The sequence below is a fragment of the Candidatus Blochmannia vicinus genome (assembly GCA_030020825.1).
GTDB classification, from domain to species: Bacteria; Pseudomonadota; Gammaproteobacteria; order Enterobacterales; family Enterobacteriaceae; genus Blochmanniella; species Blochmanniella vicinus_A.
Map to the genome: position 1 here is coordinate 518,874 of CP125213.1, position 17,307 is coordinate 536,180.

The following is a 17,307-nucleotide window of genomic DNA, read 5'->3' on the forward strand; positions in this document are numbered from 1 at the left end:
AAAATTTCATATTTTGACAAATAAAATTAGTAATATATACTATGAATAAAGATATAGTGTAATCTACACATAATTTAATTAAATACAATATACACAATAAAGTTTAACACTTTCTTTATCAGAAAATTAAAATAATTGTATATCTAAAGACTAAATATATAAGAAGAAACATATTGCTTCTTATATATTTAGTCTTAAAAAATTTCAATTATATTAATATAATTAAATATTAGGAATATATTAAACTAATCTACTTCATTACAAGTAGATACAATATAATTAATATATTTATATATAAATATAAACCAAAATAAATAAAAAATAATATTTCAGTATTCAATTTCTAAAAATACTATTACCCAAATATTTTGATAATTTAATTAAACATTTAGTAAATTAAAAGATTGCTATAATTTTAAATATAATTATATATATTTAATATAGTATTTTATTTTTATATATTTCACATAAGAATTATATTCTATTTAATTATATAGATTCAATAAAAATACGGTTATGATCTGATCTGCTAATAAACAACATAATAGAGTTATGTATATATGATAAAAAAAATAGGAGTACTAACAAGCGGTGGTGATTCTCCAGGAATGAATGCAGCTATTCGAGGTGTAGTACGAGCAGGTCTTTCTGAAGGATTAGAAATTTATGGAGTATATGATGGTTATTTAGGGTTATTTCAAAACCGAATGATACAACTGAGTCATCGTAGCGTTTCAGAGATAATAAACCGAGGGGGTACTTTTCTTGGTTCTGCACGTTTTCCTGAATTTAAAAAAGATACTATTAGAACAATAACTATTAATAATATACATAAACGCAAACTGGATGCCCTTATAATAATTGGAGGAGATGGATCTTATTTAGGAGCTAAAAGATTAAGTGATATAGGATTCCCTTGTATAGGGCTACCTGGTACTATCGATAACGATGTTGCTGGAACAGATTATACTATTGGTTATTTCACAGCTCTAGAAACAATTGTTGATGCAATTGATAGATTACGTGACACATCCTCTTCCCATCAACGTATTTCTATTGTAGAAGTAATGGGTCGGTGTTGTGGCGATTTAACTATGGCAGCAGCAATAGCTGGAGGTTGCGAGTTTATTGTAGTCCCTGAAATAGAATTTAATGCACAAGATTTAGTAAACGAAATTAAATCTGGTATTTCTAAAGGAAAAAAACATGCAATAGTAACTATTACCGAACGTATTTGTAATATATTTCACTTGGCACAATACATTGAAGAAAAAACTGGTAAAGAAACTCGTGCTACCGTTTTAGGATATATTCAACGCGGAGGAAAACCAGTGGCTTACGACCGCATTCTAGCATCCAGAATGGGAGCATATTCTATTGAGCTATTATTACAAGGTTATAAAGGACGTTGCATCGGAGTACAAAACGAAAAATTAGTACACCATGACATCAATGATGCAATACAGAATATGCAACGTCCATTTCGTCAAGATTTACTAAAAACAGCTAAAAAGCTATTTTAGCTTTAAGTAACCACTATTATTCAACAATATTATATTATAATTACAATATAATATATTTCGATTTTATACGCTATATATATTATTTATCATTTAACCATGATATGACTTATCATGGTCTTCGGCTGCTTGCACAATCATAGAAAAACTATCTGCATTTAAAGAAGCAGATCCTACCAATACACCATCAATGTCTTTTTGATTAAAAAATTGAGTAACATTTTCTGGTGTCACAGACCCTCCATATTGAATAACTATTTCATTGGCTATAGACATATTGTAATTTGCAATATAATTCCGAATGAACTGATGAATTATTTGTACTCTTTCTGGAGATGCACTCATGCCGCTGCCTATAGCCCATGTAGGCTCATACGCAATAACTGCATTGTTAAAAGCTTCTACACCAAGTAATTTAATGACTGGCTTAATTTGATTAAGACATACCATTTGAGTATGTCCGGAATCAAATTCTTTTTTATTTTCTCCTATACATAAAATAGGAATTAATCCGATCTTTTTTAAAATAAAAAATTTTTTAGCAATATATGTATCGTTTTCTTTATGATGTATTCTTCTTTCAGAATGACCGATAAGAACATATCGCGTATTCAGATCTTGTAACATTGCTGCAGAAACATCTCCAGTAAACGCTCCAGATACATGAACATCAACATTTTGCGCACATAACCAAATATTACTATTTATTAAATAACGCATAACTAAATCTAAATACATCACAGGAGGAGCTACAGCCACTCTGCATTTAGAAATATTAGCACATGTCTCAACTAATTTAATAATTAGATCAGTTATGGTATTTTTGTTACCATTTAATTTCCAGTTTCCTATTACCAACAGGCGTCGCATATTGTCTCTCCTATCAAAATCACCCTATATATGCATTGATCATCGTACGTTAATATTAACGACATAAATAAAAAATAGATCAAATATAAATATTGCCCGACGATGATCAATGCATATATATAAAAATATAACGAAATATAAATTACAGTATGCTTAAACTAAAAATTTCGATGGTTTTAATAATCAATTCAAAATACATTATAAATTACAATACATAATATTCATTATATAATAATGCTAATATTATTATTACCAATAACGTTCTTGAGTAATTTGTCCTGGATTGCGTCGTACATGATCTTTCATTCCATATTTTTTTTTCAATATTTCTTTAGTATCAGATATCATCTGTGGATTACCACACAACATTACATGACTATTACTAATATCTAATTGCAGTTCTACTTTTTTTTCTAAAGCATTATTTTCTATTAAAGTAGGTATACGCCCAAAAAGCGAATTAGAAGACTCTTCTTGACTTGTAATCGTTTGTATGTGCAATTTAGTAGAATAAATATTCTTCAATTTTTTCATTTGAGATAAATAATTTAAATTTTTATAAAACCGTACTGCATGTACTAACACAATATTGGAAAATTGATCCAATTTTTCATTATGATCCTCGAGTATTGATAGATATGGACCAATTCCTGTCCCACTAGCAAACATCCATAAATTTGTACAACTTGGAATTTCGTCAAGTATAAAACGTCCATATGCTTCTTTAGTAAGCATAATATTATCACCAGAACATAAAGTACGCAATAACGGGGTAAACTTCCCTGTTAACACAGTAGCTATATAAAATTCTAGATTGGGATTGTTAGGAGCATTAAGATATGAATAAGCACGTTGCACAATTATGCTATTTACGTATATCCCTATTCTAGTAAATTGTCCAGCAACAAATGTATTTATTGGTGCTCGTACAATAAGAGTAAATAACTGATCTGTCCAGTATTTCACTTCAACAATTTTTCCAACAACCCATGTAGACATAAAGTTGACCTATATTTAACTATATTTAAATTATTTAATTTCATTTCAATTACCTCTGTGAAATAATCAAGATGAATATTAAATTTAGAGCATACATATATTGCTATTTTATTCCTATAAGATCTATCATATAATGTAGATATATAAAATTTTTTCTAAAATTAACATAATATTTTAAAAATTATTTTCACTTCAACAACCATTTATTATACTAAAATTATATATCCGAACAATTATTTAACGTTGCTACGTTTATATAAATACCCTACATATACAAGATTTCTTATTTATAAAACCATACATAATTCAATATATGAATTATATATATGTTATTTATTCATACTGATATTCCTAATCATATATACACAAATTCATGAATTAATCTACAGTATCAATTAGATGATTAAATTAAAGTTATTATAATGATTAATATTATTATGAAAACATATTTAGTAATAACTTAAATTTAGGTATTCAATTATAATTTTTTATAAATTTTGTTACTACAACAGGTCTTATATTACTATTTTACCTAATTAAATTTTAACATAAATAAAATATATGCTTTATCCATACTAAATCATAATTGTATTCATATTCTATATATTTAATAAACTAAATTACAAATAATCTATTTAATTTCCATCAATAACAACTATAATATGAATACAATTATGTTCTAATTTATATATTAATTTTTATATCTCTAATAAAATATTTACATGAATAATTATCTGTTGAAAACTACTATTTTTAGTACAACTAAAAATTCAATATAATTACTGTTTATTAGTTCTTACAGTTATATTATGGAATATAACATATTCTGATTTGGACATATACCTAATATTAATGAGTCATGTATAGACATAAATATTACGTAGTAATAGCACATGTGTTAACTAAATTAATGTTAGTATACGATATTGAATAAAAATAAGCTCTATATTTAGTTAAACATAAATATAATTATGTTTAATCAAAACAACAATCATTCTTAACTAAGAGTATATTATAAATTAATTTGTTTCTATTTCAGTACAATCCAATTTTTGTATCATATGATGATATCCCTAAAATTTGGATATATTGCGTTTAAAAACATATAAATTTTTATAAAAATGTTATTTAAAAATAATATTTATTGATAATAGATATTTAAAAATTATTAATTTACTACATCTCTATCTTTAGACGGTATATACATATATAATTAATAGAATGAATTTTTTGATATATATATGATTATATGTTAACATTTAATTTATTAAATTACAGAACATAGTATTTATGATTTATCGTTTTTTACAATGTTCTATCAACTATTAGAAATACAGTATTAATTAATATGAGAATGTGTCATGAAGAAAAATATTCACCCAAAATATAGTAAAATCTCTGCATATTGTTCATGTGGAAATATTGTTAATACTAAATCAACTTTAAATCGAGACTTAAATTTAGACGTTTGTAATCTATGTCATCCGTTTTATACAGGAACACAACGTATTGTAGATACACGTGGCCGTGTAAATCTTTTTAATAAACGCTTTAATATTGCTATTAACGATAATTTTTTACCTATTAATAAAAAATTGAAGAAACAATAAATGTATACGTCCTTACATCTGTATTTATACGAATTATAGCGCGTGACATAACAAAATATACTACAGCGCGTAAACGTAAATCTTTAAATTTCATTACTATTACTACTACACATCATTAATATCAAAATACATCTACTATTTAATTATTATAAATGATAAATGTATAAAAATATTACTAGATATATAAATAATATTAGTACATTAATGATATTAATGGTATACATAAATGATATAGATGACCAAATTAATTATTTATTATGAATATTAAAAAATCTACAATCAGTGTTAGAAGTGGATTAAATATTGATGAACAACATGGATGTGTTGTTCCTCCTATCACTCTTTCAACTACTTATAACTTTTTTGGATTAAATCAACCACGCCTCTATGATTACTCACGGCGCAAAAACCCTACTCGAGATGTAGCTCAACAAACTTTATCAGATTTAGAATATGGAAAAAATGCAATTATGACAAGTAGCGGTATGTCTGCTATTTATTTAATATGCTCTGCTTTGCTTGAACCAAATGATTTATTAATAGCACCTTATGATTGCTACGGAGGAACTTACCGACTATTAGATGCATTACACAAAAAAGGCGTATGTAAAGTATTATTTATTGACCAAAATAATACTCAAATATTACTGGAATCATTAACACATAAACCTAAATTAATTTTTATAGAAACTCCAAGTAATCCTATGCTCCGAATAGTAGATATTTACAATATTTGTAATTTTCAAAAAAATATATTATATGTAGTAGATAATACATTCATGACTCCAGTTTTTCAAAATCCATTAATCTTAGGAGCGGACTTAGTAGTACATTCTTGCAGTAAATATCTAAATGGACATTCAGATTTAATAGCAGGAGTAGTAATATCTAAAGATCAATATATTTCCGATAAATTAGCTTGGTGGGGCAACACACTTGGGATTACCGGTAGCGCTTTTGATAGCTACCAATTATTACGCGGTATGCGTACTTTAATGCCTAGAATTTACCAACAACAAAATAATACTAAAAAAATTGTTGCTTTCTGTCAAAAACTATCTCAAATCAATACATTATACTATCCAGGGTTATCCACTCATCCTGGGCATAATATTGCTTGTAAACAACAAAGTGGATTTGGATCGATATTTAGTTTTGAGCTAAAAGGAACTAAAAATATATTACTACAATTTTTACAATCATTGAAATTATTTACATTAGCAGAATCTTTTGGAGGAGTAGAAAGTCTAATTGCCCATCCAGCTACTATGACACACGCTGCTATGCCAGAAAACGCCCGAAAACGTGCTGGAATTAGTGATATGTTACTTCGTGTTTCAGTAGGACTGGAAGATAGTGACGATCTTATTGCTGACTTAGAGCAAGCATTTGCGTCAATACAATAAAAATTCCAATATTAATACTAATATCATGTTTATATGTATACCCATTAATAAAATAAGATTTTTAATAAACATACAGATACACTATTATAAATTTTAGTTACTAACTAAATAATCTATAACTTAAAAAATAATACGCTTAATATATAATCATGGTGTATGATATACATCGCTAATTATTTATTAATGCACATTTAATTATGTATATCCCTAACTATCAGATGATCTCTATAAATACAAAACTCATAACAATAATAATATTGTTTTAACTTATTAATTTAAATTAGTGCTGATTATAATAGCAGAAATCATGCTTTCATATAACTTAAATACAAAAAATTCTTTATGAAAATGAAACTATTAAACAAAATATACAACAATACTTATTCATAATATAGCACATACGACAGATTATGCATATTATTTTATAAATCCACGAGAGGAAAATATGAGTATGTTCCATGCTGCTCAACAAGAAATATTAAATCAATATTTAGCAGAATTACAAGGCAATATTAATGTATCATTTGAATTCTTCCCTCCACGTACCAATGAAATGAAAAAAATATTATCGAAAACTATAAAAAAATTAAGTAAACTAAATCCTATTTTTGTTTCTGTAACATATAGTGCTAATTCTGGAACACGAGACTATACCGACAAAACAATTAACGATATAAAAAAACATACTAGATTAATAGTAGCCCCACATTTAACATGTATTAATGAAACTCCTCAAGCATTACAAATCATTGCTCAAGAATACTGGAATAATGGCATTCATAATATTGTTGCATTAAGAGGCGATCAAATCAACAAAAATCATCAATCATCTATGCATGCTGCAGATTTGGTATATTTACTAAAAAAAGTTGGAAATTTTGATATTTCCGTAGCTGCTTATCCAGAAGTACATCCAGAAGCAAAGAATGCACAATCAGATTTAATTAATTTGAAAAAAAAAATAGACGCTGGTGCTAATCGCGCAATCACTCAATTTTTTTTTGATGTAGAACAATATTTAAGATTTAGAGATCTTTGTGTATCTGTTGGAATCGATATAGAAATTATTCCCGGAATATTACCTATTTTCAATTTTCGTCAAGTACAAAATTTTATTACTTTTACTAAAGTTAAAATACCTCATTGGATATACGTAATTTTTCATGGATTAGATCACGACTTAAAAACACAAAAAATGCTTGGAACATTTGTAGCAATAGACATGATTAGAATTCTTATTAAAGAAGGAGTAAGAAATATTCACTTTTATACTCTTAACAGATCAGATTTAACATATGCAATATGTCATAGTTTAGGAATAAAAAATAAAAATTAACATAATATGTCTTATATATAAATAATAATTTTTATATAAATCTATTTTCTATATATACTTAAAACATATATTTTATAATTCAGTTTCTACATAAAAATACTTATTATGCTAACAAAAATTATTTATCAGAAGACAAAAATATTTATATTTATCTATATATTATATGCATAATATATAGATAAATATACACTAAAATATTTAACCAAATACAAATAAAACCAAAAAACGTATAATTTTAATAAAACCAACATTACTATGGATATATCATTCAATATGATATCTTTGATCAAAAGATAGAAACTTTTTAATAAAAGGTTAACGCTCTATTATAGATAAAATTATAAACAAAATCGTAAATTAGATATACACCCAATTATACCGATTTATATATATGACCATATCAAGCAAATATTTAATAAAAAATGACATATTTTTGTAAAAATATATACAAACATAAACAACCAACAATCTTAATATTGGATTCTGGGGTAGGTGGTTTGTCTATTTACACCGCAATACACAAATTATTACCATACGTATGGTATTTATATTTCTTTGATAATCAAGCCTTTCCTTATGGCGAACGTTCAGAAATATTTATCACAAATCGTGTAACCTCTATAATCAAAGCTGTTCAAAAGCAACATCGATTAGATCTTGTAATTATTGCTTGTAATACTGCCAGTGTAGTTTCATTAAAAATATTAAAAAATCACTTTTTATTTCCTATTATCGGAGCGATACCTGCGATCAAATTAGCATCTAAATTAACCAGAAATGGCATCATTGGAGTATTAGCAACACATCGTACTGTAAATCATAACTATACTCAGAGTCTTGTAAAACGTTTTGCAAATAAATATAAAGTCATGTTATTAGGCACACCTGAGTTAGTAAACTTAGCTGAATCCAAAATATATGGCGAAAAAATATCTTTATCAATACTTCGTAATATTCTCGCCCCCTGGTTAAAAATGAAACAACCTCCTGATACTATAGTACTAGGATGCACTCATTTTTCCTTACTAAAAAAAGAATTAATCGCAACGTTATCTTCAAATAGCTATTTAATAGATTCTAGACGCGCAATCGCTAAATATAGTTTACGTTTACTGCGACATAAAACCCCAACTGAAGGATCTATAAACAATTTTCATTCTGTCAGACCAAACAAAATCTATTGTTCTATGGACACTATAGCAGCTATTAAACTAAAATCTATTTTATTGACTCATTATAATTTTTTTTCTTTAGAAATATTATCAATATAAATTATAAAAAATTTGAAATTTTTTGTTATAAAATATATATATTTATTGATATATATCACATATATAGATATGTACTTATTATGCTTAACAAATATAAATATATATTCAAACACGTAATAATTATTTTTTTAATTATAAAATTAAGCATCAAATTTTGTCTGTAAATACAAATATTTCGTATACTCAAAACATCAAAACATTCGAATTTTTTATAAAAATCTATCAACTTTAAAGTAATACTGCTAAATTATTAAATTAATTTATATCAAACTACAACAAACTTTTATAAGAAATAATTATTAACTTCATTACACTAATTTTAAATTATTAATTAGTTTTAACATTAATACAATTAAAAAATTAAAAATCATTATTTTAAAAATTATCTTCATTCAGTAAAATTAAAATTTTATAATTATATTATTTTAATTTGCATCTTTATTTTAAACTTGTTACACAGTATACTTGATAGATATGGGGCTATAGCTCAACTGGGAGAGCATCTGTTTTGCACGCAGAAGGTTAGCGGTTCGATTCCGCTTAGCTCCACAATTAAGTATATAGGATGGTTTTATGTTAAATATATTTTTAACTTCAAACTATAAGGGTAATATATCTAGTAGAACAAAAAAATTTTTGCAAAATTTTTAAATAAATATTATGTATGTTTATTTAAACGTTGGTTATGGTTATAATAGTCATTTAATTAATATCGGTGCGGTAGTTCAGATGGTTAGAACATCGGCCTGTCACGCCGGGGGTCACGGGTTCAAGTCCCGTCCGCACCGCTCCGTATTGATTATTAATAATATAAGGGGTGTAGTTCAAATAGGTAGAACGTCGGTCTCCAAAACCGAGTGCTAGGAGTTCAAGTCTCTTCACCCCTGTAATCCATACACATTTTTAAAATAAATAATATAAAGTTTAGTTTTTGTGTAATGTATATCACACATATTACATATGTGTGATAATCTCGTATTTTTACGTTTTTTATTATTGATATTTGTTAGAAACCATAACTATCATCCTATATACTTATGAAGATATACGCGCTGTAAATATAAAAAATAGTTATGTAAACTGAAATCTATAAATATTTAAAAAATTAAAGTATAGTTAAAATATAAATGTCATATATTGTCCTTCTTAAAAAGGAATAAGTGCTATTAATTAAAATTGTTGATAAATATGGACGATTATATAACTGTTATTCATAAAAAAATCATTAAGATATATACAATCTTATAATAATAAACTGAGATAAAAACTATATACTGATGATTGTTAAAAAATAATACCTATTTACACAAAACATCACTTTTAAAAAACCGTATCTATAGCATATAAAATGCACTATATAATCAAATATGTGTTATGCCTTATTGAAAATATCCACTAAAACGAAAATATTAAAACAAAACAGAATTTACTATTATTAACATTAAGCACATCAAATTCTTTTGTTTATTCATATAACGATAATATTTATCTATTATAAAAAATTTTTATATTTAAGAAACATGGAAATTACTGTTTTAAAAATTATTGCTAGTTTTTAACAAAACATATTATAGAATATAATATTCTTAATAATTAAATATCAACGCTAATATAATAAAATTAATTTTCTATATAATTATTTTTATTTAAATTTAAAAAATAAATTTTATTTATAAACAACAGTATTGCACTTTAAGCCAACAATACTATTATATTTTATAATTGCGTCGATACATAACATAAACTTATATTGATATCTCAGATGTAAATGTTATGAAGATTTCCTAAAATAAAAGATATCTTTAATATATATACACAATATTTATAAATATTTCAAATCTATTTAAATCTAATACAATATATAATTTCCGTATAGTTTACAATTAATTTAAAAAATAGATCACTTATTTATGAATAACACAATTTGATTGTTATTTAATTCATACAAATCACACGAGGAAATAAATATGAACGGAGCTCAGTGGATAATAAAAGCACTGAGAAACAAAGGTGTAGATATTATTTTCGGTTACCCAGGCGGGGCTATCATGCCCATATATGACGCATTATTTGATTCTGAAGTACAACATTTATTATGTAGACATGAACAAGGAGCGATTATAGCTGCTATAGGATATGCTAGGGCTACTGGGAAAGTTGGTGTATGCTTTGCAACTTCTGGTCCAGGCGCTACTAATCTTATCACTGGACTAGCTGATGCATTATTAGACTCTATCCCTATAGTAGCGATTACTGGACAGGTAGGATTAGAATTTATTGGTACTGACGCGTTTCAAGAAGTAGATGTATTAGGATTATCTTTAGCTTGCACTAAACATAGCTTTTTAGTACATTCATTAAATATGATACCTGGTATTATTGATGAAGCATTTTTTATTGCTTCTAACGGAAGACCAGGCCCAGTATTAATAGATATACCAAAAGACATTCAGCTATCTAACGAAAAAATAATACCTAAATACTATGTTAATAATAAAAAATATATTTGTGACATCAAGGGTGATATAGAAAAAGCTCGCGTATTAATGCTTCAATCATACCGACCAATACTTTATATAGGCGGGGGAGTAGGCATGGCCCAAGCAGTAACGTCGCTACGTACATTCATTTCCAAAACAAAAATACCTACTGTAGTAACATTAAAAGGAATTGGTGCACCAGATTATACAGAAGATTGTTATTTAGGAATGTTAGGGATGCATGGTAATCAAGCAGCTAATTTATCAGTACAAAAATGTGATTTACTAATTGCAATTGGAGCTCGTTTCGATGATCGAGTAACTGGACAATTACATACTTTTGCTCCACAAGCAAAAGTAATTCATTTAGATATTGATCCTGCAGAATTCGGTAAGCTACGTTTAGCTCATGTTTCTTTATCGGGAAATTTAAACGATTTACTATTTGCATTAACACAATCCTTATCTATTGACGAATGGAGAATAAAAGTAAAATCTTTAAAACTAAAGTACCGTTGGTCTTATCAATCTACTGATGACAAAATTTACGCGCCAGCCTTATTACGAGCAATTAGTGAAAATGCTCCTTGCGATACTATCGTAACTACAGATGTTGGACAACATCAAATGTGGGCTGCCCAACATATGCAATTCAATCGTCCAGAAAATTTTATTACTTCTGGAGGGCTTGGAACTATGGGATTTGGCACGCCAGCAGCTATTGGTGCTCAAATTGGCCGACCCAACCATATGGTAATATGTATTTCTGGTGATGGATCATTTATGATGAATATACAAGAACTTGCCACTATTAAACGAAAAAGCCTACCTATTAAAATTGTTTTATTAGATAATCAACGTTTAGGAATGGTTCGCCAGTGGCAACAATTATTTTTTAATAAACGTTATAGTGAAACTACATTAACAGATAATCCTAACTTTCTTGTTTTAGCTAAAGCATTTGACATTCATGGATTACGTATTACTCATCAATCTCAAATATCAAATGCAATCAATTTATTATTTATGCACACAGAAGCTTTTTTATTACATGTACTAATCGATGAATACGAAAACGTTTGGCCACTAGTTCCACCTGGTTCTTCAAATGACGCTATGTTGGAGCAGTAATATGATATGTTATTCTTTGTGTATTAAAGCTAGATTTTGCCCAGAAGTACTGGAACGTATTCTTCGGGTTATACGTCATCGTGGTTTTAAATTACATACATTAAATATGTCGTCACATAACAAATTTGATAACAAAAAAATAAATATTTTTTTGACTGTTTCCAGTAATAGAGCAATCTGCTTACTATCTGCTCAATTAAATAAACTAACGGATATATATCATATTGAAATTCAATAAATTTAATCATTGTTAAATTAACATTATATTTGATTATATCACCGAGGAAGAAATCAAATGAATACAGCAAATTTTATTTGGTTTAATGGAGATATCATACCATGGAAAGAAGCTAAAATACATGTAATGTCTCACTCTCTGCACTACGGATCATCAGTATTTGAAGGTATGAGATGTTATGATTCATATAAAGGGGCTGTTATATTTCGTCATCACGAACACATACAAAGATTGCATGACTCCGCAAAAATTTATCGTATGCCCATGTCTTGGAGTATCAACGATTTAATGCAAGCATGTAGAGTTATTATTCGTGAAAATAATTTAATTAATGCATATATTCGTCCTATAGTATTCATTGGAGACGTAGGAATGAAAATTAATCCAGATCCTGAATATACTACAGACGTTGCTATAGCAGCTTTCTCTTGGTCATCTTATTTGGGAGAAGATTCGTTAACACAAGGGATTGATGTGATGGTATCTTCTTGGAACAGAGTACCAGCAAATACTCTTCCAAGTTCAGCTAAAGCTGGTGGAAATTACTTATCATCCATGCTAATTAGTAATGAAGCTTGCAGAAATGGTTATCACGAAGGAATTGGGTTAGATATATACGGTTATATTTCAGAAGGAGCTGGTGAAAATTTATTCGAAGTTAAAAATAATATTATCTTAACACCACCACGTGCTTCTTCTATATTACCTGGAATTACACGAGATTCTATTATTAAATTGGCAGTAAATATTGGTTTAGAAGTACAAGAACAAGTGTTATCTCGTGAATCCTTGTACACAGCTGATGAAATATTTATGTCGGGAACTGCTGCAGAAATAATCCCAGTACGTAGCATAGATGGAATTCAAGTAGGTACTGGTAGATGTGGACCCATTACTAAAAAATTACAAGATTTATTTTTTAACTTATTTACTGGAGTAACTGAAGATCTATGGGACTGGTTAGATCCAGTTAATTAACAATTGAACACTCAACATTTATAGAATACTGGAGTTTAAATATATATGCCTCAATATCGCTCTACTACTACTACACATGGTCGCAATATGGCTGGTGCTCGAGCATTATGGCGCGCTACAGGCATGACCACCGAAGATTTTGACAAAATGATTATTGCTGTAGTTAATTCATTTACTCAATTTGTCCCTGGTCACGTGCATTTACGAAATGTAGGAACATTAGTTTCTGAACAAATTAACATTAACGGAGGGGTTGCAAAAGAGTTTAATACTATTGCAATAGATGATGGAATTGCCATGGGGCATAGTGGCATGCTATATTCCTTACCATCTAGAGATCTTATTGCTGATTCAGTAGAATATATGATCAATGCCCATTGTGTTGATGCTATGGTGTGTATTTCTAATTGCGACAAAATAACACCTGGAATGTTAATGGCAGCATTGCGCTTAAATATTCCAGCTATCTTTATATCAGGTGGCCCAATGGAATCTGGTACAATAACTCTATCTAATAATAAAGATATTAAACTTAATTTAATCGATGCAATAACTTATGCAGCAAATCCTAATATTTCTAATATTGATCAACAAAACATAGAAGAAAAAGCATGTCCTACATGTGGATCTTGTTCAGGAATGTTCACTGCAAATTCTATGAATTGTTTAACAGAAGCGTTAGGATTAGCTCAACCAGGCAATGGATCATTATTAGCTACCCATTCTGATCGAAAAAAATTATTTTTAAATGCTGGTAAATATATTGTTCACTTAGCCAAATCCTATTATGAAGAAAATAATTATTCTGTTTTACCTCGTAATATAGCTAATAAATCTTCTTTTGAAAATGCAATGATGTTAGATATTGCAATGGGGGGGTCTACCAATACTGTGTTGCACTTACTTGCAGCCGCACAAGAAGGAGAAATAGATTTTACTATGGCAGATATTGATAGATTATCTCGCAAAGTACCACATTTGTGTACAGTAGCTCCAAATACTAAACAATATCATATGGAAGATTTTCATCGAGCTGGAGGAGTAATGGGTATACTTGGTGAATTAAATCGTTGTGGTCTATTACACAAAAACACACGAAATATATTAAATGAATCTTTATCAGAAACATTATTAAAATATGACATTGTTTCCTGCAGTAATATTGACTCAAAAAGTATGTACGCTGCAGCACCAGGAGGAGTACGTACTACACAAGCATTTACTCAAACAAACAGATGGGCTTCATTAGATATAAATCGTTTCTCTGGTTGTATTCGTTCTCGCGAGAATGCTTATAGCCAAGATGGCGGTTTAGCAGTATTATATGGAAATCTTGCTATAGATGGTTGTCTTGTAAAAACAGCTGGAGTTCATATAAACCTTCAAAAATTCTATGGCCCAGCTAAAGTCTATGAAAGTCAAGAAGAAGCCGTTCAAGCAATTCTAACAGGAAATGTGCATCCTGGAGATATAATTGTAATTCGATATGAAGGCCCAAAAGGAGGGCCGGGTATGCAAGAAATGCTATATCCAACGTCTTTTCTTAAATCTATGAGTTTGGATTTATGTTGTGCGTTAATTACAGATGGTAGATTTTCAGGCGGAACATCCGGTTTGTCTATCGGACATATATCTCCAGAAGCAGCTAATAAAGGATTAATCGGCTTAGTGCATGACGGAGATATGATTAGTATTGATATCAGTGCACGTAGTATCATCTTAGAAGTTTCCGAATATATACTAAAAACAAGATATGAATTAGAAATTGCTCGAGGAACTAAAGCATGGACCCCAATCAACAGAAATAGAAATATATCTACTTCTTTAAAAGCATACGCCCATCTAGTAACAAGTGCGGATAAAGGCGCTATTCGTGATAAATCTAAGTTATTAGGATAAGATTATAAATGAAAAAAATTAATTATTTCCCTAATACGCCCTGCCCAGCAGAATATCTACGAGCTGCTTTACGTTCTCATGTATATGAAGTAGCTCAAATAACACCATTACAAATTATGAGCAAATTATCCCAACGTTTCGAAAATATAGTATTAGTAAAACGTGAGGATAGACAACCAGTACATAGCTTTAAACTACGTGGCGCTTATGCTATGCTTTCAAGCCTCAATGAAGCACAAAAATCTTCTGGAGTTGTTACCGCATCAGCAGGTAATCATGCTCAGGGAGTAGCTTTTTCTGCTACTCATCTTGGTATAACATCTTTAATTGTAATGCCTACAAACACTGCAGATATAAAAATAGACGCAGTACGTAATTTTGGTGGAAAACCATTATTATGTGGGGCTAATTTTGATGAAGCTAAAATTAAAGCTATATCTTTAGCTGATAAACATCAATTAACCTTCATTCCTCCATTTGACCACCCAACGGTTATAGCAGGTCAAGGAACATTGGCAATGGAATTATTACAACAAGATGCTCATTTAGATCGTATTTTTGTTCCAGTAGGAGGAGGTGGGTTAGCTGCAGGTATTTCTGTTTTAATTAAACATCTTATGCCCCAGATAAAAGTTATAGGAGTTGAATCAGCAGAATCAGCTTCTTTATGCGCTGCATTATCCGCTGGAATGCCAGTATGGCTACACAAAGTAGGTTTATTTGCAGAAGGAGTAGCTGTACGATGCGTTGGAAACGAAACATTTCGTTTATGTAAGAAATATTTAGATGATGTAATTACAGTAGATAATGACGCAATTTGTGCTGCAATAAAAGATTTATTTGAAGACGTACGCGCTATAGCTGAACCTTCAGGCGCTTTAGCATTAGCTGGAATGAAGAAATATATTCAACAATATGCAATAAGAGGCGAAAGATTAGCTCATGTTCTTTCAGGTGCTAATATAAATTTTCACGAATTACGTTACATTTCAGAACGCTGTGAACTAGGAGAACAACGAGAAGCATTAATGGCCATTACTATTCCAGAAAAAAAAGGCAGTTTTTTAGAATTCTATAAAATATTAGGAAACAGATCAGTAACAGAATTTAATTATCGTTATAATGGATCTAAAAAAGTTTGTATCTTTATTGGTATACGTTTGAAAAATGGACATTCTGAAAGAAAAATAATAATACAAGAAATACTCGCTAATGGTTTTCACGTCGTAGATTTATCTGATGACGAAATGGCAAAATTACATGTTAGATATATGGTAGGAGCGCGTTTATTCCAATCTTTACAAGAACGAATTTTCAGTTTTGAATTTCCAGAAGCTCCAGGAGCATTATTAAAATTTCTTTATACTTTAGGCGCTAATTGGAATATTTCTCTGTTTCATTATAGAAACCATGGCACTGACTACGGGCGTGTCCTGGCTGGATTCGAATTATCTAACCAAAAAGAAGAAGAAAAATTTGAAAAATACCTATCTAAATTAGGATACGAATGGCATGACGTCACAACCAATCCAGTGTTTGGAGTATTTTTAAATTAAAAATTATTTTTAC

Annotated in this window: 12 protein-coding genes and 3 tRNA genes; 13 read left to right on the forward strand and 2 right to left on the reverse strand. The window is 28.7% G+C overall.

What is annotated here, in order from left to right; all coding sequences use genetic code 11:
* Window positions 1-560 precede the first annotated feature (560 nt).
* Window positions 561-1,523: a 6-phosphofructokinase gene (gene pfkA / locus QMA81_02225; protein ID WHL25109.1), complete on the forward strand. Its 963-nt coding sequence runs from the start codon at window positions 561-563 to the stop codon at window positions 1,521-1,523.
* 90 nt (window positions 1,524-1,613) lie between these two features.
* Here the strand turns inward: pfkA and tpiA are convergent, their stop codons facing one another.
* A complete protein-coding gene (gene tpiA, locus QMA81_02230) occupies window positions 1,614-2,390 on the reverse strand; it encodes a triose-phosphate isomerase (GenBank protein ID WHL25110.1) in 777 nt (258 codons plus the stop codon).
* Between the two features lie 249 nt (window positions 2,391-2,639).
* The gene (locus QMA81_02235) at window positions 2,640-3,389 is read right to left on the reverse strand and encodes a ferredoxin--NADP(+) reductase (GenBank protein ID WHL25111.1); all 750 of its coding nucleotides are present in this window, start codon (window positions 3,387-3,389) and stop codon (window positions 2,640-2,642) included.
* A 1,361-nt stretch (window positions 3,390-4,750) separates the two neighbouring features.
* Between QMA81_02235 and rpmE the strand changes: the two genes are divergently transcribed.
* From rpmE to ilvA, 12 genes are all read left to right on the forward strand, one after another.
* The gene (gene rpmE / locus QMA81_02240; GenBank protein ID WHL25112.1) at window positions 4,751-4,999 is read left to right on the forward strand and encodes a 50S ribosomal protein L31; all 249 of its coding nucleotides are present in this window, start codon (window positions 4,751-4,753) and stop codon (window positions 4,997-4,999) included.
* 257 nt (window positions 5,000-5,256) lie between these two features.
* Window positions 5,257-6,405 (forward strand): cystathionine gamma-synthase, encoded by a 1,149-nt coding sequence (metB, locus tag QMA81_02245; GenBank protein WHL25113.1) that lies wholly within the window; start codon window positions 5,257-5,259, stop codon window positions 6,403-6,405.
* 445 nt (window positions 6,406-6,850) lie between these two features.
* Window positions 6,851-7,741: a methylenetetrahydrofolate reductase gene (gene metF / locus QMA81_02250; protein WHL25114.1), complete on the forward strand. Its 891-nt coding sequence runs from the start codon at window positions 6,851-6,853 to the stop codon at window positions 7,739-7,741.
* Between the two features lie 422 nt (window positions 7,742-8,163).
* The gene (gene murI, locus QMA81_02255; GenBank protein ID WHL25115.1) at window positions 8,164-9,012 is read left to right on the forward strand and encodes a glutamate racemase; all 849 of its coding nucleotides are present in this window, start codon (window positions 8,164-8,166) and stop codon (window positions 9,010-9,012) included.
* Between the two features lie 476 nt (window positions 9,013-9,488).
* Window positions 9,489-9,561: transfer RNA gene (locus QMA81_02260), tRNA-Ala, on the forward strand.
* 165 nt (window positions 9,562-9,726) lie between these two features.
* Window positions 9,727-9,800: transfer RNA gene (locus QMA81_02265), tRNA-Asp, on the forward strand.
* A gap of 25 nt (window positions 9,801-9,825) precedes the next feature.
* Window positions 9,826-9,899: transfer RNA gene (locus QMA81_02270), tRNA-Trp, on the forward strand.
* A gap of 1,080 nt (window positions 9,900-10,979) precedes the next feature.
* Window positions 10,980-12,623, forward strand: coding sequence for an acetolactate synthase 2 catalytic subunit (gene ilvG, locus QMA81_02275; protein WHL25116.1), 1,644 nt, complete (start codon window positions 10,980-10,982; stop codon window positions 12,621-12,623).
* Between the two features lies 1 nt (window position 12,624).
* A complete protein-coding gene (gene ilvM / locus QMA81_02280) occupies window positions 12,625-12,861 on the forward strand; it encodes an acetolactate synthase 2 small subunit (GenBank protein ID WHL25311.1) in 237 nt (78 codons plus the stop codon).
* Between the two features lie 57 nt (window positions 12,862-12,918).
* A complete protein-coding gene (locus QMA81_02285; protein ID WHL25117.1) occupies window positions 12,919-13,839 on the forward strand; it encodes a branched-chain amino acid transaminase in 921 nt (306 codons plus the stop codon).
* Window positions 13,840-13,884: 45 nt separating this feature from the next.
* Window positions 13,885-15,738, forward strand: a complete 1,854-nt coding sequence (gene ilvD, locus QMA81_02290) for a dihydroxy-acid dehydratase (protein ID WHL25118.1) — start codon at window positions 13,885-13,887, stop codon at window positions 15,736-15,738.
* Window positions 15,739-15,746: 8 nt separating this feature from the next.
* On the forward strand, window positions 15,747-17,294 hold the full coding sequence (ilvA, locus tag QMA81_02295; protein WHL25119.1) for a threonine ammonia-lyase, biosynthetic: 1,548 nt from the start codon (window positions 15,747-15,749) through the stop codon (window positions 17,292-17,294).
* The last annotated feature ends 13 nt before the right edge of the window (window positions 17,295-17,307 follow it).

Excerpts from the sequence above, each read along its gene's own strand:
- pfkA (WHL25109.1), top strand. The coding sequence starts at position 561 with ATGATAAAAAAAATAGGAGTACTAACAAGCGGTGGTGATTCTCCAGGA.
- tpiA (WHL25110.1), bottom strand. The coding sequence starts at position 2,390 with ATGCGACGCCTGTTGGTAATAGGAAACTGGAAATTAAATGGTAACAAA.
- QMA81_02235 (WHL25111.1), bottom strand. The coding sequence starts at position 3,389 with ATGTCTACATGGGTTGTTGGAAAAATTGTTGAAGTGAAATACTGGACA.
- rpmE (WHL25112.1), top strand. The coding sequence starts at position 4,751 with ATGAAGAAAAATATTCACCCAAAATATAGTAAAATCTCTGCATATTGT.
- metB (WHL25113.1), top strand. The coding sequence starts at position 5,257 with ATGAATATTAAAAAATCTACAATCAGTGTTAGAAGTGGATTAAATATT.
- metF (WHL25114.1), top strand. The coding sequence starts at position 6,851 with ATGAGTATGTTCCATGCTGCTCAACAAGAAATATTAAATCAATATTTA.
- murI (WHL25115.1), top strand. The coding sequence starts at position 8,164 with ATGACATATTTTTGTAAAAATATATACAAACATAAACAACCAACAATC.
- ilvG (WHL25116.1), top strand. The coding sequence starts at position 10,980 with ATGAACGGAGCTCAGTGGATAATAAAAGCACTGAGAAACAAAGGTGTA.
- ilvM (WHL25311.1), top strand. The coding sequence starts at position 12,625 with ATGATATGTTATTCTTTGTGTATTAAAGCTAGATTTTGCCCAGAAGTA.
- QMA81_02285 (WHL25117.1), top strand. The coding sequence starts at position 12,919 with ATGAATACAGCAAATTTTATTTGGTTTAATGGAGATATCATACCATGG.
- ilvD (WHL25118.1), top strand. The coding sequence starts at position 13,885 with ATGCCTCAATATCGCTCTACTACTACTACACATGGTCGCAATATGGCT.
- ilvA (WHL25119.1), top strand. The coding sequence starts at position 15,747 with ATGAAAAAAATTAATTATTTCCCTAATACGCCCTGCCCAGCAGAATAT.